Origin of the sequence: Marinovum sp. 2_MG-2023 (assembly GCF_030548265.1) — a bacterium.
Taxonomy (GTDB): Bacteria; Pseudomonadota; Alphaproteobacteria; order Rhodobacterales; family Rhodobacteraceae; genus Marinovum.
Genome location: NZ_JAUOSD010000002.1, coordinates 227,428 through 245,524, shown reverse-complemented (window position 1 = coordinate 245,524; position 18,097 = coordinate 227,428). Strand labels below are relative to the sequence as shown.

20 protein-coding genes are annotated in these 18,097 nt (G+C 61.1%); 10 read left to right on the top strand and 10 right to left on the bottom strand.

Annotated elements, in window-relative coordinates:
* Nucleotides 1-5: 5 nt before the first annotated feature.
* Together Q4577_RS04005 and Q4577_RS04000 are read right to left on the bottom strand one after the other, a co-directional pair.
* Entirely contained in the window at nt 6-476 is a 471-nt protein-coding gene (locus Q4577_RS04005; protein WP_244689035.1) for a tripartite tricarboxylate transporter TctB family protein, read from the bottom strand.
* A 61-nt stretch (nt 477-537) separates the two neighbouring features.
* Nucleotides 538-1,494: a tripartite tricarboxylate transporter substrate binding protein gene (locus Q4577_RS04000; protein WP_303468586.1), complete on the bottom strand. Its 957-nt coding sequence runs from the start codon at nt 1,492-1,494 to the stop codon at nt 538-540.
* A 123-nt stretch (nt 1,495-1,617) separates the two neighbouring features.
* Here Q4577_RS04000 and Q4577_RS03995 point away from each other — a divergent pair, with 123 nt between their 5' ends.
* The 3 genes from Q4577_RS03995 (at nt 1,618) to Q4577_RS03985 (ending at nt 4,515) form a co-directional block, all read left to right on the top strand.
* Nucleotides 1,618-2,793, top strand: a complete 1,176-nt coding sequence (locus Q4577_RS03995; RefSeq protein ID WP_244689031.1) for an L-rhamnonate dehydratase — start codon at nt 1,618-1,620, stop codon at nt 2,791-2,793.
* Nucleotides 2,790-3,698, top strand: coding sequence for a dihydrodipicolinate synthase family protein (locus Q4577_RS03990; RefSeq protein WP_303468587.1), 909 nt, complete (start codon nt 2,790-2,792; stop codon nt 3,696-3,698). The genes Q4577_RS03995 and Q4577_RS03990 overlap by 4 nt, the downstream gene beginning before the upstream one ends.
* A 118-nt stretch (nt 3,699-3,816) precedes the next feature.
* Complete coding sequence (locus tag Q4577_RS03985) at nt 3,817-4,515, top strand: GntR family transcriptional regulator (RefSeq protein ID WP_303468588.1); 699 nt, start codon at nt 3,817-3,819, stop codon at nt 4,513-4,515.
* Between the two features lie 110 nt (nt 4,516-4,625).
* Here Q4577_RS03985 and Q4577_RS03980 read toward each other — a convergent pair whose 3' ends face one another.
* The gene (locus Q4577_RS03980; protein WP_303468589.1) at nt 4,626-5,396 is read right to left on the bottom strand and encodes a nuclear transport factor 2 family protein; all 771 of its coding nucleotides are present in this window, start codon (nt 5,394-5,396) and stop codon (nt 4,626-4,628) included.
* 92 nt (nt 5,397-5,488) lie between these two features.
* Here Q4577_RS03980 and Q4577_RS03975 point away from each other — a divergent pair, with 92 nt between their 5' ends.
* The gene (locus Q4577_RS03975) at nt 5,489-5,857 is read left to right on the top strand and encodes a helix-turn-helix domain-containing protein (protein ID WP_244689027.1); all 369 of its coding nucleotides are present in this window, start codon (nt 5,489-5,491) and stop codon (nt 5,855-5,857) included.
* Between the two features lie 120 nt (nt 5,858-5,977).
* Here the strand turns inward: Q4577_RS03975 and Q4577_RS03970 are convergent, their stop codons facing one another.
* On the bottom strand, nt 5,978-6,790 hold the full coding sequence (locus tag Q4577_RS03970) for a coniferyl-alcohol dehydrogenase (protein WP_303468591.1): 813 nt from the start codon (nt 6,788-6,790) through the stop codon (nt 5,978-5,980).
* 94 nt (nt 6,791-6,884) lie between these two features.
* On the opposite strand from Q4577_RS03970, the gene Q4577_RS03965 reads away from it, so the two are divergent.
* The 5 genes from Q4577_RS03965 (at nt 6,885) to Q4577_RS03945 (ending at nt 12,278) form a co-directional block, all read left to right on the top strand.
* Nucleotides 6,885-7,778 carry a LysR family transcriptional regulator gene (locus Q4577_RS03965; RefSeq protein ID WP_303468592.1) on the top strand — a complete coding sequence of 298 codons (894 nt, stop codon included), beginning with the start codon at nt 6,885-6,887 and terminating at the stop codon, nt 7,776-7,778.
* 107 nt (nt 7,779-7,885) lie between these two features.
* Nucleotides 7,886-8,917 carry a TRAP transporter substrate-binding protein DctP gene (dctP, locus tag Q4577_RS03960; protein ID WP_303468594.1) on the top strand — a complete coding sequence of 344 codons (1,032 nt, stop codon included), beginning with the start codon at nt 7,886-7,888 and terminating at the stop codon, nt 8,915-8,917.
* A gap of 67 nt (nt 8,918-8,984) precedes the next feature.
* Nucleotides 8,985-9,491, top strand: a complete 507-nt coding sequence (locus Q4577_RS03955) for a TRAP transporter small permease (RefSeq protein ID WP_303468596.1) — start codon at nt 8,985-8,987, stop codon at nt 9,489-9,491.
* Between the two features lie 3 nt (nt 9,492-9,494).
* Nucleotides 9,495-10,790 carry a TRAP transporter large permease gene (locus Q4577_RS03950; RefSeq protein ID WP_303468598.1) on the top strand — a complete coding sequence of 432 codons (1,296 nt, stop codon included), beginning with the start codon at nt 9,495-9,497 and terminating at the stop codon, nt 10,788-10,790.
* Nucleotides 10,791-10,802: 12 nt separating this feature from the next.
* On the top strand, nt 10,803-12,278 hold the full coding sequence (locus Q4577_RS03945; RefSeq protein ID WP_303468599.1) for an aldehyde dehydrogenase family protein: 1,476 nt from the start codon (nt 10,803-10,805) through the stop codon (nt 12,276-12,278).
* Between the two features lie 156 nt (nt 12,279-12,434).
* On the opposite strand, the gene Q4577_RS03940 is transcribed toward Q4577_RS03945, so the two are convergent.
* The 6 genes from Q4577_RS03940 to pobA all read right to left on the bottom strand — a co-directional run bounded on the left by Q4577_RS03940 (nt 12,435) and on the right by pobA (nt 17,026).
* Nucleotides 12,435-13,271 (bottom strand): 3-keto-5-aminohexanoate cleavage protein, encoded by an 837-nt coding sequence (locus Q4577_RS03940; protein WP_303468601.1) that lies wholly within the window; start codon nt 13,269-13,271, stop codon nt 12,435-12,437.
* 9 nt (nt 13,272-13,280) lie between these two features.
* Nucleotides 13,281-13,892 (bottom strand): protocatechuate 3,4-dioxygenase subunit alpha, encoded by a 612-nt coding sequence (gene pcaG, locus Q4577_RS03935; protein ID WP_244689019.1) that lies wholly within the window; start codon nt 13,890-13,892, stop codon nt 13,281-13,283.
* A gap of 63 nt (nt 13,893-13,955) precedes the next feature.
* Entirely contained in the window at nt 13,956-14,699 is a 744-nt protein-coding gene (gene pcaH / locus Q4577_RS03930) for a protocatechuate 3,4-dioxygenase subunit beta (protein WP_244689018.1), read from the bottom strand.
* Complete coding sequence (gene pcaC, locus Q4577_RS03925) at nt 14,696-15,076, bottom strand: 4-carboxymuconolactone decarboxylase (RefSeq protein ID WP_303468602.1); 381 nt, start codon at nt 15,074-15,076, stop codon at nt 14,696-14,698. The genes pcaH and pcaC overlap by 4 nt, the downstream gene beginning before the upstream one ends.
* A complete protein-coding gene (gene pcaD, locus Q4577_RS03920) occupies nt 15,069-15,857 on the bottom strand; it encodes a 3-oxoadipate enol-lactonase (protein ID WP_303468603.1) in 789 nt (262 codons plus the stop codon). The genes pcaC and pcaD overlap by 8 nt, the downstream gene beginning before the upstream one ends.
* Nucleotides 15,857-17,026: a 4-hydroxybenzoate 3-monooxygenase gene (gene pobA, locus Q4577_RS03915; protein WP_303468604.1), complete on the bottom strand. Its 1,170-nt coding sequence runs from the start codon at nt 17,024-17,026 to the stop codon at nt 15,857-15,859. Before pobA ends, pcaD begins: the two co-directional genes overlap by 1 nt.
* 95 nt (nt 17,027-17,121) lie before the next feature.
* Here pobA and pcaQ point away from each other — a divergent pair, with 95 nt between their 5' ends.
* On the top strand, nt 17,122-18,027 hold the full coding sequence (gene pcaQ, locus Q4577_RS03910) for a pca operon transcription factor PcaQ (protein ID WP_303468605.1): 906 nt from the start codon (nt 17,122-17,124) through the stop codon (nt 18,025-18,027).
* The last annotated feature ends 70 nt before the right edge of the window (nt 18,028-18,097 follow it).

Below are 18,097 nucleotides of genomic sequence, written 5' to 3'. Positions count from 1 at the left end.
GGACCTCAGGGCAGGGGGACGTTCATGATGAGACGGAACAGCACGTAGACAAAGCCGGTGAAGCCCGCGAAGCTGAGCGCCATAAGCTTCCACCGCCGTTCGCCCCACAGAAGGGAAAGCGCGGGCAAAAACAGCACCAGCGCCGGAAAGGTGCCGATCATCGCCATCAGGATCGGCAGCACGATCAGCAGGCCGGCCGTCAAAAAGACGATGGGCGGGATGGATTTCGTGCGTGCCACAAATTCAATGTCAGCAGCAGACAGGCGGGCGGCATTGATCGCCCGGATCAGACCCAGTGCAAACATGATCGCCAGAATGGCGCGGGGGAACACGGTGGGCTGGATACCCTGCGCCAGCAACGGTGGCACACGGTCGAAGGTGAAGGTCACGCCATAAAGCGCGGCGGCAAAGGCCATGACGGCCAGAGCCTCTAGAAACTGGGTCCGCTGGATGGACCGGTGGTGTGTATCGGTCATGATTTACCTGGATCAAGGGACATGGGAGCGGCCGGCCCGACAGGGGGCCGGCCAAAGAGAATTATCCGCCCATCAGGTCCTTGGCGACGGACTGATAGCCTTCGTACATCTCGTTGAATTCGGCGCCGAATTCTTCGCGGCCTGCGATGCTTGTGGCATCCTGGCCCGATCCGGCGAGGTATTCGAGGAACCCGGCGCTGTTCATTGATGCGATCAAGGCGGCCTCGAGCTTTTCGATCACCGGTTCGGGGGTGCCTTTCCGCACGCCGATGCCGCGCACCACGGAAATATTGATCGGCAGGCCAACTTCGTGACCGGTTGGAATGTCGGGCGAATTGACCGAACGGTCCGGCGCAAGGATCGCCAGCGCTTCGACCTGGCCTGCCTTGGATTGGGATTCGAATTCGTCAAAGTTCAGCAGCGCGACATCAACATTGCCGTTGATGATGTTGATGACGATTTCGCCGGATTTTTCAAAGGGCACATAGACCTGATTCTGCATTTCCAGCGCATTGCGGAACCGCAGGGCCGCAACATGTGGGTTGCCGCCGACCTTTGTGCCGGCCTGTTTGACCGAATTGTTCTGCACGAAATTGACAAATTCACCGGCATCGGCGAAGCGACCGGCCTTGACCACCACGAAATTCGGATCGACCGTGCCGCGCACCAGCGGAACGATGTCGTCGCGGGTCAGATCGACCTTGCCGCGCATCATGGTCAGGGCGGTGCCGGCGTTGACGATGAACAGCGTCTGGCCGTCGGCCGGTTTGCTTGCCACGTATTTCAACGTGTTGGTCGCGACGCCGCCGGTTTTCGACAGGTGGATAAAGTCGCCGCCCAGAACCTCGCCCGCTTTTTCCGTAGCGAAACGCAGGAAAATGTCCGAGCCGCCGCCGGGTTTTGAGTTGTTGATGACTTCGATGGGACCATTGGGAAAGTCTTCGGCCTGGGCGGGGACAGTGGCGATTGCCAGCGCAAGTCCGGCAAGTGTTCCGGTCAACGTCTTGTAAGTAAACATGTATTCCTCCTCCGTGAGTGTCTGTTCCTGGGTGTGGATGCTTTTGAATAACAAAGGTTCGCACTTGACACAGCTCTTGGTATACGGTTTTTGGTACACCAAAGCAAGAGCCGGAGAAGCAACATGACGAAAATTAAATCAATCCGCACCCGAGTCTGGAATTGGACCGGGCCCACGGTCCCGCCTTCGGGGAACTTCTGTACCAATGCATCCGATGCGCTGTGGATGAAGGGCGATGCCATGGCATCGTTCCGGTTTCACCAGTGGCTGACGGTCGAGGTCGAGACCGAAGACGGCACCATCGGTATCGGCAACGCCGCACTGGCCCCGACCGTGGTGAAAAAGGCGATCGACGATTGGTATGCGCCGCTGGTGGTGGGCGAAGATCCCTTTGACTACGCGTATATCTGGGAAAAGATGTACCGCCGCACCCATGCCTGGGGCCGCAAGGGCATTGGCATGACCGCGATCAGCGCCATCGACATCGCGATCTGGGATCTGATGGGCAAATTGGTCGGCAAGCCGGTGTTCAAACTGCTGGGCGGGCGCACCAAGGAAAAGATCCCGGTCTATTACTCCAAGCTCTATGCCGCATCGGTCGAAGACATGCAGGCCGAGGCCGCAGAAGCGATGAAGAATGGCTATACCGCCTATAAATCGCGATTCGGCTATGGCCCCAAGGACGGCATGATGGGCATGCGGGAAAACCTGAAACGCGTGGAGGCCCTGCGCGAGGTGATCGGTTACGACAACGACCTGATGCTTGAATGTTACATGGGCTGGAACCTGGATTACGCCAAGCGGATGCTGCCGAAGCTGGCCAAATATGAGCCGCGCTGGCTGGAAGAGCCGGTGATTGCCGATGATGTCGAAGGCTATGCCGAGTTGAACGCGATGAACATCGTGCCGATTTCGGGTGGCGAGCATGAATTTTCGATCATCGGCTGCGCCGACCTGATCCGCAAGAAAGCCGTCAGTGTCCTGCAATATGACACCAACCGCGTCGGCGGCATCACCGCAGCCCAGAAAATCAACGCCATTGCCGAGGCGGCGCAGATCCCCGTGATCCCGCATGCCGGGCAGGTCCATAACTATCACCTGACCATGGCCAATGCGAATTGCCCGATCAGCGAATATTTCCCGGTCTTTGATGTCGAGGTCGGCAACGAGCTGTTTTATTACATCTTCGAAGGCGACCCGGAGGCGGTTGATGGTTTCCTGCAACTGGATGACGACAAGCCGGGTCTGGGGATCACCATTTCTGACAAGCACCTCCAGCATTTCGAGATCACGGAATGAGCTGGTCTGGTATCTGGCCCGTCGCGCCCACGCCGTTCAACGACGATGGCACGCTCGACCTCGGCGGTATGAAACGTGCGCTTGATTGCCTCATTGATCAGGGCGCGGATGGGATCTGTATTCTGGCGAACTTTTCCGAGCAGTTCCTGATTTCCGATCAGGAACGCGAGGTGCTGACGCGTCTGTCGCTGGAACATGTGGCGGGGCGCGTGCCGGTGATCGTGACGATCAGCCATTACGCGACGCCGATTGCGGTGGAACGCGCGCGCTTTGCCAAGGATCTGGGCGCGAATGCGGTGATGATGATGCCGCCCTATCACGGGGCGACCCTGCGCGGCACGCCGGAGCAGACGTTTCAGCAATTCGCGGCGGTGGGCGCGGTCGGCATTCCGATCATGGTGCAGGATGCGCCGATGTCGGGCGTGGAGCTGTCGGTGCCTTTGTTGGTGCGCATGGCGCAGGAAATCGAAGAAGTGCGGCTTTTCAAGATCGAATGCCCGCGCGCTGCGGGCAAATTGCGTGCGCTGATCGCCGCAGGCGGGGACGCCATCGAAGCACCGTTTGACGGTGAAGAGGCGATCACGCTTCTGGCCGATCTGGATGCCGGGGCGACGGGTTCGATGACCAGTGGCATGATCGTTGACCAGATCAAGCCGGTGATCACCAAATACCACGCCGGTGACATCGCCGGGTCGACCGAGGCCTATGGCCGCGTGGCGATGGCGATCAACCACGAAAACCGGCAGTGCGGCTGGCAAAGCTGCAAGGCCGCGATGGTCGAAGGCGGGGTGATCGGATCAGAGTTCTGCCGCCACCCGATCCCGGCCCTGCACCCGGCCATCCGGCAACGGATGATCGACCTGTTGAAACCCTTGGACCCGTTGGTCCTGAAGTGGGGAAAGTGAGCATGATAATTGGGAAAAACCTGTCACCGGCGCTGTTGCCGGATGATTTGAAATAAGCTTTGGCATGGCGCTTGCGGGTCGATTGCGGCAAAAGGTTCAATAGGAGGGTCAGTTAGTAATGTCCTTGAAAGATCTTATTGGTGGCAGTCTTGCCGCCGAACGGCCCAAAAGCCTTGCCGAGCAATCGGCTGATAAACTGCGCGAATTGATCCTGCTGGAAAAGCTTCCGGCAGGATTGCCCATGAACGAGCGCGAATTGTCCGAGCTTCTGGGCACCAGCCGCACGCCGGTGCGCGATGCGATTCGGCTGTTGGAGGTGGAAGGCCTTGTTGATTATGTCGACGGCCGCCTGCGGGTGGCAGATCCGTCGATAGAAACCCTGTCACATTGGCTGATGATCCAGGGCGCATTGGAGGGGCTGGCCGGCGAACAGGCCTGCCGGAACGCCACAGACGCCGAGCTGGCGCATATCGCGTCGCTTCAGGACGAAATGATCGACCTGGCGGAACAGGATGACGGCCTGCGACGGTTCGAGATTGATATGGAATTTCACCGCGCCATCGTGGCGGCGGCGCACAATCCCCCGTTGATCGAGACGCATCAGCAATACAACACGCGTCTGTGGCGGGCGCGCTTCGTCTCATCCCAGCGGCGGCCCAATCGCAAGCAGCAGATGGCGAAACACCAACGTATCGTTGATGCCTTGCAGGCACGGGACGGGGCCACCGCATCCGCGGCCTTGATCGACCACCTGCGCAATGCGATCGGCAATATCGAAGCCGCACGCGCGGAATTGCAGGTGGCTGCGGGCAAATGACCGGACCGCCACGCGATGCGGGCAGGTCATAGGCCGCGATCCTGAGGGGCCTTGAGGGGCAGTGGGGGCAGCGACGGTTTGACCCGCCGCTGTCTTGATCTCTGCGGGGCCTAGAATTTGCCGTTGTCGTGCGCCATCTCTTCGGGGATCGTGGAAACGACATCCCAATGCTCGACAATGCGGCCCGCTTCGACGCGGAACAGGTCAAAGAACGCCGTCGGCGCATCGCCCAGGGTGCCTTTGGACGCGGTGAAGACAAAATTGCCCTCGGCGACCACGATGTGAAGATCGGTATAGACCATCGACACACCCTGTTCCGCCATGGCCGCCAGCGCCGCACCCAGACCGGCCAGACCGTCGCCGATCAGGCTGTTGTGCTGGATATAGGTGTCGGTTGAAATGAAATCTGTCACCCGGTCGGTGTCGCCCGCCATCAGGATGGTTTGCACGAAGTCGGTGACGAGGGCCTTGTTTGCCTGGGTGGCGTCCGTGTCGGTGATTGCGGTTATGCCATCGACCTGGCTGTGGCCCGAGGGGTTGGGCGCGGTGACCGGCGTCAGATTGTCCCAATGTTCGGCGACCTTGCCATCCGCGACCCGGAACACGTCAAACGCCACCAGGGTTTCAGCGCCAAATGCCTGGGCATTGTCATAGCTGTTGTGCAGCACGACATAATCACCTTCGCTGATCACACGGTGGGTGGTGACCTTGATCCCGCTGTCCTGCAACGCCGGAATGAAGCCGATCACCGGGGCCGCGCCGGTCGGAACGGCAACATTGTGCTGGATGTAATCGGGGGCAAGCAGCTCTTTGGCGGCTTGCGGATCGAAGTTGATGAAAATTGCGGAAACGGCGTTCAGCGCGATCTCTGTGGGGGTCATGATCTGGTCCTTTCGACTCAGTTGATTGAATGTGGTGGCAGTGGTATCAAAATTGCACCAAGTATCAATTACGCACTATTTAGGAACCAGGTATGCTTCAGGTAACCGCGTTGACGAAGGAACAGGCCGAGCTTTGCCCGATACGACAGGTGCTGTCGAAAGTGACGGGCAAGTGGCAGGTTCTGATTGTGCTGGCGCTCGAAGATGGATCGCTGCGGTTTGGCGCGTTGCGGCGCGCTGTTGGCGACATCACGCAGCGGGTTTTGACCGAAAACCTGCGCAGTCTTGAACGCGACGGATATCTGACCCGGACGGTCGATGCCGGCCCGCCGGTTGCGGTGCATTACGAGCTGACCGAGCTGGGGCAGGGGGTGCTGGGGCCGCTCAAGTTGCTGGTGGACTGGGCGGCGACACACCACGACGATATTCGCAAATCCCGCCAAGCCTTTGACGAACGATAGGTTTTAACGCGCGTTCAAAGTTGGTTTCGCCCCGTGCCAGCGATCTGTGTGCCCCCGCGCCGGGCCGCGCAATCCGTAACGGCGCGCCTTGGACAGGTCGCACAGTGGGTCACAGGGGGGTCATGCGGCGCCCTTGTTCGCTGGCAGACGCAGCACATCAAGCGCCATGACATCGGTCATGTTAAAGGCCCCCATGCCCCCGTCGATGGCAATATCGGTGCCCTTGATCCAGTTCGATGTCGGCGACAGCAGGAACGCGGCGATTTCCGCGATTTCGGCGGGCGTGCCGGGGCGTCCGGCGCGTGCGACGTTTCTGGCCATTTGCGCGCCAAAGGCCTTTTGAAAATCACCAAGGATGCCGGTGGCGATGCCGCCGGGGCTGAGCGAGTTGACGCGCAGATCGCGTTGCACCATCGCCTCGGTCTCGGACACGGTCCACAGGATCATCGCCTCTTTCGAGAGATTGTAGCAGCGGGTGGCGTCGATCCCTTCGGATTTGATGAAACTGGCAAGCTGGTCGCGCCGGGTCAGGCTGGCAAGGCGCTTGACCTGGTCGACCCCATCGCGCCAGCCGTGGCCTGCGCGGCTGGCCATATTGACGATAGAGCCGCCCTTTTGCAGATGCGGCAGCATGGCCTGGGTAAAGGCGCGTGTGCCAAGGAAATTCACCTGAAGGATCGCCTTTTCAAGCCCGGTGCGCGGCGGCAGACCCGCATTGTTGCACAGGCCGTCCAGCGGGGTGTCAACGGCGGCGGCGGCCTCGGCTATACTGTCGGGGTCGTCCAGATCCAAGGCGATGAACCGGTCGACGGTGTCGCGGGTTTCATGAATATCGAAGCCGATCACCGCATGGCCCTGCGCCCTGAGAATGCGCGCCAGTTCGGCACCGATACCGCTTGCGACACCCGTGACGGCATAGGTCAGTTTCTGCATGATCGGCTCCTTTTGGGTTTGCCGCACCCTAGGCGGCGCTTTGTGATCATGAAAAGTCTTGAAAAAGCTCTATGTATAAGTCTTTCTGATCGCCATGAAGCCGCAACACATTCAAGTTCTGGTCGCAATCGCAGAGCATGGCAGCCTGCGGGCCGCGGCCAAACATCTCGACAAATCCCAGCCTGCGCTGACGCAATCCCTGCGCCAGGCCGAACAGGAGCTTGGGGTTTCGGTGTTCTCGCGCACCTCTCGCGGGGTCGAGCTGACAGAGATCGGCGAGCGTATTCTGGTGCGGGCGCGCACGATTGCGTCGGAAATTGAACGTCTGGACGAAGAGGTCGCGCAATTGCGCGGCGAACAGGTGGGGGCGGTCAATGTCTGTCTGTCGCCGCTGGCGGCGATGCGGATCATGCCCCGCGCCCTGACGCTGTTTCGCAAAACCCATCCCAATATCGAGGTCCGCCTGTCGAGCGGCCTGTTTCCGGGCGCCATAAAGCCGCTGCGCGAGGGGCGTATCGACCTTTTGATCGGTCCCGAACCGCCAATTGGCATGACACGTGAGCTGACGATCGAGCATCTGATCGACACGCCGATTCAGGTGGTGACCTCGGATAGCTCACCGCTGCTGAAGGCACGATCCCTGGGCGAGTTGGCCGAAGCGCAATGGATCATGATCGGCGCGCCGACCGGTCCGGGGGATATTTTTCGCCAACCTTTTGTGGATCATGGTCTGACGCCGCCGATGGCTTTGACCACCTCCGAATCCTACTTCGGGGCATTGTCGCTGGTCGAAAGTCTGGGCGCGGTCTGTACCTTTCCGGCGCTGTTGATGGACGGGGTCAGACGAAGCTGGAACATCGCGCCGATCCCGATCCGAGAAGAGATCGCCCCGCTCAAGATTTCGTTGATGTCGCGGGCGGGGCACCCCCTGACCCCTGCCGCTGACGCGCTGGCAATGTGTATTCGGCGGCGCGTGACATCGCTTTGAGCGATAACCGGGATCAATCGCGATTTCAAAAACATCACTGATGCTTATCGCTGGGGCCGGGTAACGTCTGTCCACTGGCCACTCGGCCACATTCAGGGAGGACATTCATGACCATTCGCACATTTTGTGCCGCCGCAACGCTGGCCACCACGGCATTCGCAGCGCCAGTTGCGGCCGAAACCGAACTGAGTTTTAACATCTTCTTTCCGAAGACACATTTTGTCTGGCCGGTGTTTCAGGCCTGGTCCGATGACATCGCCGAAGCGACCGATGGCGCGGTGCGCATCACCTTTCCCGCGCAATCTGTTTCGCCGCCACCGGGTGTGGTTGATGCGGTGCGCAACGGCGTGGCCGACGGCGGGTTTATCTTCAACGGGTTCCTTGCGCATTCTGCCCCCGGCACGATGATCACGCAGATGCCGTTCATCAGCCTGGGCGACAGTGCCGCCGCATCCGAGGTCTTCTGGCAGTCCTACGTCGACACCTTTGCCGGGGCAGAGGTGCTGCGCGGCGTCGAGATGGTGTCGGGGTTCCATCTGGGGCCGACGTTCCTGTGTTCGGTCACCGATACGCCGATCACCACGCTGGAAGAGCTGCGGGAGCGCCGCGTCTGGGCTTTGCCCGGCACGATTGCCGATACGCTGGCGGCGATGGATCTGGCGATCACGGCCTCTCCTGCGGTTCAGGTGCAGGAACTGGCCTCGCGCAATACCGTTGACGCCCATCTTGGCCTGTCGATGGAAACCATCGTGTCCTTTGGTGTCGCGCCTTATACCCAGTCCTGCGTTGACATGTCGCCGGCGCTGCAATCGGCGAATTTCTCGATCTTCTTCAACCAACGCGCCTGGGACCGCCTGTCGGACGATCACCGCGCGGCGATCACGGATCTGTCGGGGCTGGCGCTTGCCACCCGGCTGGGAGAGGCGACCAACACCGCCGACGCAGCGGCACGCAGCCAGCTGGAAGCGATGGGCGTGACATTTGCCCCGATCGAGGCGGCGCTTTTGGCCGCAATGCGCGACGCCGCAGCAGGGGTCGAGGCCAAATGGGCCGAAGACATCCAGTCGCGCTATGGCATTGACGGTCGGGCGGTTGTCGAAGCGGCCCGCGCGGCTGTGGCCGCCAAATCGGGCAACTGACGCATCGGTTTCCGGGCTGCCGTGATCCGGCTGGCCCGGAAATTTTCGCAAACCGGGAGGGGGCACCATGCGGTTCATTCGCAAAGCCACGATCATTCTGGGCGCAGGGGCGCTTGTCGCAATGGTTGTGATCACCTGCGCCGAAGTGATCCTGCGCTATTTCTTCAACAGCCCGGTTTTCGGGTCGGCCGAGATGATCCAGATGCTTTTGGGGGTCGTCGTCTTTGGCGGCATGTTCGCGGTGACCCGCGACCGGGGCCATGTGAACGTGTCCCTGTTCGAGCCCTTGTTGCTGAAACATTTTCGCCGGGGCTATCGTGGTATTTTCGACGTGATGACCTTGGTCGGGACGGTGGGCGTTGCGGGCATTCTGGGCTGGCGGGTCTGGGATCTGACCCATTACCCGGAAAACAGCATCGTGCTGCGCCTGCCGATGATCTGGATCATCGCGGCGATGGCCGGTCTCGCGGCGCTGGCCATTGTCGCGGCCTTTGCCGCGATGCGTGAAGACCCGCGCAAGTCCCCGCCACATTCCCCACAATCCAACGACCCGCAATCCAACGAATTGAGCTGACTTATGGAACTTGCACTGACCGGCTTTGGCATTTTGCTGTTTCTGGCCTTTATCGGCGTGCCGCTGGCCTTTGCCACGCTTGCGGTGGGGTTCTTTGGGTTGATGTATCTGCGCGGGATGAACGCCGCGCTGTCGGTGTCTTCGCAGTGGATCGTGGAAACCTCGTTGAATTACAGCCTGTCGATCATCCCGCTTTTTGTGCTGATGGGGGCGTTCATCCATCGTTCGGGCATCAGTCGCGATCTTTTTGCGGCCTCTTATGCCTGGCTGGGCCGGTTCCGGGGTGGGCTGGCGCTGTCGGGGGTGCTGTCCTGTGCGGGCTTTGCGGCGGTGTGCGGATCGTCCCTGGCCACGGCGGCCACCATGACCCGCGTGGCCGTGCCGCCCATGCGCGAATTCAAATACAACGAGGGTTTCGCCGCAGGCACCATCGCCGCCGGTGGCACGCTGGGGATCATGATCCCGCCCTCTGTGCCGCTGGCAATCTACGGGATTGTCGCGGGTGAGGACATCGGCCTGTTGTTCATCGCGGGCATTCTGCCCGGTATCCTGTTGATCGTTCTTTTCATGGCGGCCGTTGTGATCGTCACCGGCCTGCGCCCCGATTTCGGCCCCAAAGGTGTGGCCATGTCGTTGCGTGACACGCTGCGGGCGTCTTATTCCACCTGGCCGGTGATCCTTCTTTTCAGCGTGGTTCTGGGCGGGATCTATGTCGGGATCTTTACCCCGACCGAAGCGGCCGCCGTGGGCTGTGCCGGGGCCTTTGTGTTCGGGGTGTTTCGCGGGCACTTTCTGGATCGCGAGAGCCTCTGGGGGGTGTTTCAAGAGACGGTCACCACCACGGCGATGATCTTTGCCATTGTCTTTTCGGCGCTGATCCTGGCGCAATTCGTCAATCTGACCGGCATGCCCTATGACCTGCAAGCGCTTGTGCTGGGCTGGGGGTTGGGTCCGACGGGGCTGGTGCTGATGATCTGTGCGATTTGTGTGTTGCTCGGCATGGTGTTTGAATCCATCGGCATTCTGCTTTTGATCATCCCGGTGTTCCTGCCGTCGCTGTCGTCGCTGGGGGTGGACCTGATCTGGTTCGGCATTTTGGTGATCATCGTGATCGAGCTGGGGCTGATTTCCCCGCCGATTGGCATGAACGTCTTTGTGGTCAAATCGGTGGCGCCGGAAATCCCGCTGCTGTCGATCTTCCTTGGGGTGCTGCCCTATCTCATCGCGATGGTGCTGGGGGGTATCTTGATCCTCAACATCCCGGCAATCGCGACATTCCTGCCCAACGCGATGCGCTAAGAAAGGCGTCCCATGACCGATATCGTCGAAACGCAGCTTTTCATTGATGGTGCCGCGCGGCCCGCATCAGATGGGGGAACCTATGCGATCCACAACCCCGCACGCCCCGCGGAACTGGTCGGTCGGGCGGCGGCGGGCACGCCGCAGGATGTCGAGCATGCGATGCAGGCCGCCCATCGGGCCTTTCCCGCCTGGGCTGCGCTTGGCTATGACGCGCGGGCAGACATGCTGCGCAAGGTTGCCGCCGCGATCACCCAGGACATGGAAGAGGTCGACAGCCGCGCGCGTCTGTTCACCCGTGAACATGGCAAGATCCTGCGCGAAACCCATCTGGAGATCAGCCGCCTTGGCGAGCGTTTCCTGCAATGCGCGGGCTATGCCGGCCGTCTGGCGCAGGACGAGGTGATCAGCGCCGCGCCGAACGACACCATCATCACCCGTCAACCGCGCGGTGTTGCGGCATTGGTGGTGCCCTGGAACTGGCCGCTGGCGATCCTTGGGGCGAAGTTGCCGCAGGCGCTGATGGCGGGCAATACGGTTGTGGTCAAACCCTCGGCCAATTCCGCCCTTGCCCCGGCCATGACGTTGCACCGCATTGCCGAGATGCTGCCGCCCGGAGTGGTGAATATCGTCACGGGATCGGCCAGCCGGATCGGGGATGCCATCATCGGTCATCCGCTGGTGCGCTATGTGAATTTCACCGGCTCGGTTGATGTCGGGCGGCATGTGATGAAAGTGGCGGCGGACAATATCACGCCGGTCACGCTGGAGCTTGGCGGCAATGACGCCGGAATTGTCTGTCATGATGCCGACCTGACGGGTGATGTGTTTCAACGTCTCTACCGCGCGGCTTTCATGTCGACCGGTCAGATCTGTTATGCGCTGAAACGCCTGTATGTGCACAGGTCGCGTTTCGAAGAAGTGGCCGAAGGATTGCGCGCGGCGGTGGATGCCCAGGTGATTGGCGATGGCTTGTTGCCCGACACCACGATGGGGCCGATGAACAATGCCAAACAGCTCAGGGTGGTGACCGACATGATCGCCGAGGCGCGCGCCGCCGGGCAGGATGTGCAGGAGCTGGGGCAGGTGCCCGATCCGGCGCTTTATCGGGATGGATTCTTTCAGCGGCCAGTTTTGGTGTTCAATGCCGATCCCGCGCTGTCCGTCGTGCGCCAAGAGCAGTTTGGTCCCATCCTGCCGCTTGTGCCTTTTGACACCGAGGATGCGGCCATCGCCATGGCAAATGATGACCAATTCGGCCTCGCCTCGTCGGTTTGGACCGCCGATAGCGACCGTGCGGTCGCGCTGTCACGTCGGATCGAGGCGGGTTATACCTTTGTCAACGCACATGGGCCGTCAGCGATGGACAACAATGGGCCGTTCGGCGGATTCAAGAAATCCGGTATTGGCCGGAACTTCGGCTATGAGGGCGTGACACAGTTTCAAGGTCACCATTCCATCGCCGGTGGGCCGGGGACACTTGTCTGACCGCCGCGCCCAAGCACATGAGGGCACAGCGGCGCGCGCGGTTACTCTGTGATCTGTCACACTGTGATCAGTTACAATGTGAGCAGTCACACGGTGATCGGCGCGCCGGTTGGGTGTGGGGGATCGTGCCGCAGGGTCGGGGGTGTCCCGGCGGCCCTAGACCGCCAGCGGTCGCAGACCGAGGATCTCACGCGCCTGTTGCCAGGTTGCGACCGGTCTTTCGTATTTCTCGCAAAGTGCCGCTGCGCGCTGGACCAATGCCGCGTTCGAGGGCGCCAGCGTGTCGCGATCAATGCGCACGTTGTCCTCAAGCCCGGTGCGGGTATGACCGCCGGCGGCGATGCTCCATTCGTTGACCTCGATCTGATGGCGGCCGATGCCGGCGGCGCACCATTCGGCCTCTGGTGCCAGCCGCTGCATCGTGCGCACGTAATAGTCGAACACGTCGCGGTCGACCGGCATTGCGTTTTTCACGCCCATGACGAATTGCACATAAAGCTTGCGCGGCAACCGCCCGTCCCTGTGCATTGCGACCGCCTGATGGATGTGGCTGAGGTCAAAGGCCTCGATCTCGGGCAGGATGTCATGCTCGCGCATCTCGCCCGCCAGCCAGTCGACCAGATCCGGGGAATTTTCATAGACCCGGGTCGGGAAATTGCACGAGCCGACCGAAATGGATGCCATGTCCGGGCGGACAGGCAAAGCCCCGGCCCGTTCCTTGCCCGAACCGGACCTGCCGCCGGTCGAAAACTGGATGATCATGCCGGGACAATGCTTTTCCAGCCCTTCCTTGAGCCGCGCAAAGCGGTCGGTGTCCGAGGTCGGCTTGCCCGCATCATCGCGCACATGGGCATGCACGATGGCGGCCCCGGCTTCGAACGCCTCTTGCGTGCTTTCGATCTGTTCCGCGATGGTGATCGGCACGGCGGGGTTGTTGTCCTTGGTGGCCACTGATCCGGTGATGGCGACGCAGATGATGCAGGGTTTGGTCATGGGAAAGCCTTATACATCAAAGAAGATGGTTTCATTCGGCCCTTGCAGGTGAATGTCGAAACGATAGACGCCGTCGGCCTCTTTTCGGGCCAGCAATGTCGGCAACCGGTTCTGGTGTTCGACGCGGGCCAGGACGGGATCGGCGGCATTCGCCGCGTCTTCGTCTTCGAAATAGATGCGGGTGTGCAGGCCGATATTGATGCCCCGCGCCACGACCCAGGCCGTGATGTGGGGGGCCTGCATCCGCCCGTCGGGAAAGGGGACCGCGCCGGGTTTGACCGTTTCGAAGGTGAATTCGCCGGTCACCATATCGCCGGGCGACCGGCCCCAGCCGGTGAAATTGGGATCAGCCGTGCCGCGCGTTTCATTGGCCGAGGGGAAAAGACCCGCCGCATCCGGTTGCCAGATTTCGATCATCGCATCCCGCAGCGGCGTGCCGGTGCCGTCGAACACCGTGCCCTTGACCGTGATCTCCTCTCCCTGGACCGGGCCGGTCTTCATCGAGGTGCCAAGATCGCCGCCGTAGATGTCGATGCCAGTAAAATTGGGGGTGCAGCCGATATGGACATAGGGGCCCGCGGTCTGGCTGGGGCTTTCGCGCAAATAGTCGAGCTTTTGCATATCACATTCCTCGCGTGTCGCGGATCGGACCGCAGAACCAGTTTCCACTATTGCAGCGCATCGTCATAGCCCTTCCTTGCGGTTCTCGAAATAGGTTTGGCGTCGCCCGCGCAGCACCATGTCGAATTTGAAGGCGCGGCTGTCCATCGGCACCGTGCGGTTCATGTCGAGCAGGGCGGTCAGCGCATCCACCGCCGCCTGTGATTTGACGGTGCTCAGGATCGGACAGAGCGGGATGTGGGGGTCGCCCTCGAAATACATCTGGGTGATCAGGCGCTGTGCAAATCCATGGCCAAAGAGCGAGAAATGGATATGCGCCGGGCGCCAGTCGTTCATGCCGTTGGGCCAGGGGTAGGGGCCGGGATAGATGGTGCGGAACTCATATGATCCGTCTTCCGCCGTGATCGTGCGCCCGCAGCCGCCAAAATTGGGATCAAGCGCGGCGAGGTAGCTTTCTTTCTTGTGGCGATAACGCCCACCTGCATTGGCCTGCCAGAATTCGACAAGGGCCCCTGGCACGCCGCGACCGTTTTCATCCAGCACCCGGCCATGCACGATGATGCGTGGGCCAATCGCGCTTTCGCCGGGTTGGGCGTAGTTCAGGATCAGATCATTGTCCAACGCGCCAAGCATGGCGTGGCCAAAGATGGGCGAGGTCTCTTCGCTGAGTGTCGATGGGAACGACAGCAGCGCGGATTGGGGGCTGCGCCGCACGCTGGTCTTGTAGCGTGGTGTCAGCGCGTCGGGTTGCCAATCGCGGTCGCGCGGGATGAAGCCGCCCGCTGTTGGTGTTTTCGGATGGCTCATACGGGAACTCCCATCTCTGCAAAGGTCTGTTTCGCAAGTTTGATCGCATGGTTGGCGCGCGGCACGCCGGCGTAGACCGCCACATGCAAGAAGGATTGCAGCACGTCCTGCGGGCTGGCGCCAGTGTTGGCGGTGGCACGAACATGCATCGGGATTTCTTCGAAATTGCCGGTGGCCGCCAGAAGCGACAGGGTGAGCATCGACCGTTCCCGTTTGGTTATGGCGTCATCCGCCCAAAGCGTGCCCCAAGCGCCTTCGGTGATCATCGACTGAAAGGGTTCATCGAATGTGGTCTTGTTGGCCTCGGCGCGGTCGACATGCGCGTCGCCCAGAACCGACCGGCGCGTGGCCATGCCTTTTTCAAATCGCTCAGACATCGGCGTGCTCCTTCAGAAACGGGTTCAGGATGGCAGCATAGGCTGCGGGGTCTTCGACGCAGGGCAGGTGGCCCGCACCATCAATCACATGGAACGCCGCGCCAGGGATCAGCGCGGCGGTGGCGGCGACAAGGTCGGGCGGGCTGGCGCCATCATGGCTGCCTGCGATGACCAGCGTAGGCAGACGCAGGGCGCGGGTTGTGTCGGTCAGATCGGCGGCGGCAATCGCGGCGCAGCAACCAAGATATCCGGCCTCTGGCGTGCGGGTCAGCATGTTGCCCCAAAGGGTGGCGTCCTTGCTGGCGCGAAAGCGGGGGCCGAACCACCGGTCGAGGATCGCGGCCTCGAGCGCGGGCAGGCCATTGGCCGCAATGGCGGCAATGCGATCATTCCAGGACGCGGCGTCGCCCAGTTTCGCAGCCGTGTTGGACAGAACCAATGCGCGCACCAGATCGGGACGGCGTGCCGCCAGATTCTGGGCGATCATCCCGCCGATGGACAGGCCGACAAAGGTCACCGGCCCACAGTCCAGCGCCGTGATCAGCGCCTCGGCATCGCGGGTCAGGTCGTCGATGGCATAAGGCCCGGTCGGACATTCCGACAGCCCATGACCGCGCTTGTCAAACCGGATCAGGCGCAAGCCGTCGGGAAGCAGGGGGATCAAGGCATCCCAGAGCCGCAGGTCGGTGCCCAGCGAATTGGCAAACAGAACCGGCGCGCCGTTGGGATCGCCCGCCTCTTGCACATGCAACGTCACCCCATTTGCATTCACGGCCCGCATCAATAGGGCAACCCGACATAGTTTTCCGCCATCGCCTTTTGTGCGGCGGTATTCGACCGCAGGAATTCGATCTCGGCAACCTGCATTTTCAGGTCGAATTCGGATTGATGCGGATAGGTGTGCATCAAGGACGAGAACCACCAGCTGAACCGTTCCGCTTTCCAGACGCGGGCCAGCGCCTTTTCTGAATAGGTATCAATGCCTTTGCTGCTGCCTTTTTCGTAATACTCGCACAGACCGTTATAGAGATAATGCACGTCAGAGGCCGCGGTGTTCAGACCCTTGGCACCGGTCGGCGGCACGATATGCGCCGCATCACCACAGAGGAACAGCCGCCCCCAGCGCATCGGTTCGGTCACAAAAGACCGGAGCGGCGCAATGGATTTTTCGATGCTCGGCCCGGTGACCAGCTTGTCCGCCTGGGCAGAGGGGATGCGGCGCTTGAGCTCTTGCCAGAACGCTTCGTCGGTCCAGTCTTCTGGTTTGTCGCTTAGCGAGCATTGGATGTAATACCGGCTGAGGTTCTGGTTTCGCATCGAGCAAAGCGCAAACCCACGGGGCGAGTTCGCATAGATCAGTTCGTGATTGACCGGCGGCGTTTCCGACAGGATGCCGAGCCAGCCAAAGGGATAGAGTTTTTCGTATTCCTTCCGCACATCCAGCGGGATGGTCTGGCGGCTGACACCGTGAAACCCGTCACAGCCGGCAACGAAATCGCAATCCAGACGATGCGCCGCGCCGTCGACGGTGTAATAGACATGCGGCGTGTCGGTGTCGGCACCGTCGATCACCACGTCTTCTACGTTGAACACGATCTTGCCGTCGGCCTTTTCGCGCGCTTCATACAGGTCGCGCGTCACCTCGGTCTGGCCATAGACCATGACCGGGGTGCCGGTATGTTCGGTGAAATCAATGCGAAACATCTCGTCGCCATAAGACACCAGCGTGCCATCATGGGGAATGCCCTCGGCATGCAGGCGATCGGCGCAACCGGCTTCTTCCATCAGGTTCACCAGCCCGCGTTCCAGAACACCTGCGCGGATGCGCCCAAGGACATAGTCCTTTGTCTTGCGCTCCAGAACCACGCTGTCGATCCCCCGCTTGTGCAGAAGCTGCGCCAGCAAAAGCCCGGATGGCCCGCCCCCAACGATTGCGACCTGGGTTTTCATATCACTCTCCCGACATTGATGATCCTGTTTGACATGGCTTTGCGGATATTCAAAATGACATTATACGCTATTTGGTTGCCAAAATTGGAATGAATATGGATCGACGTATCAAGTTCCGCCATCTGGATGCGTTCAGTGCCATCGCCCGCGCCCGCAGTTTCAAGATGGCCGCAGAGCAGTTGAACCTGACGCAGCCGGCGATTTCGAAAACGCTGAAGGAGCTGGAGGATATTCTGGGCGTGGTGGTGATGGAGCGCAGCCGATCCGGTGTGGCCCTGACCCCGCAAGGCGAGGTTTTTCTGCAATTCGCGGAGCAAAGTACCGCTGCGTTGCGGCATGGGTTGCGCAGCATTCAGGCCGCCAGCAGCGCCGCAGGTCAGTTGAAGCTTGGCGCGTTGCCCAGTGTAGCGTCGTCCCTGTTGCCGGATGCGGTCCGTGCCTTTTGTGCGAAAAGCCCCGATACCTTGATCGAAGTGCACGAGGGGCCGCATCACGACCTGACCGCGCGCTTGCGCAGTGGCGGGATTGATCTGGTTGTCGGGCGTCTTGGCAAACCCGACACGATGGTTGGCCTCAGCTTTCAGCAACTCTATTCGGAAGAGGTGGTGGTGGTGGCCCGCCCCGACAGCCGGGCGCAGGATCTTTGCGATATCGGCGGGCTGGACGGGTTTCGCGTGCTTTATCCGCCTGCGGATTCTGCGATCCGCCCATTGGTCGCACGGTTGTTGATCGCGCGGGGGGTGCCGCTTTTTTCCGACCGGATAGAGACGACATCACCGGCGTTCGGGCGCGGCATTGCGCTGGCGGATCCCGATACGGTCTGGATCATCAGCAAGGGCGTGGTTGCGGATGACATCGCGCAGGGGCGTCTGGTGCCGCTGAACCTTGATCTGACCGCCACCCGGGGCGCGGTCGGCATCATGAGCCGGGCCGAAGAGGTGCCTTCGGTCGCGACGCGTATGTTTGCGCGCCTGCTGAGCGCGTTGTGTCATGGGCGATAGCCGCCCAAAGCATGGTCCCATTCTGCGTCTTCTGTACACGCTGTGGCGTATAATGTGGCGTTATACGCCA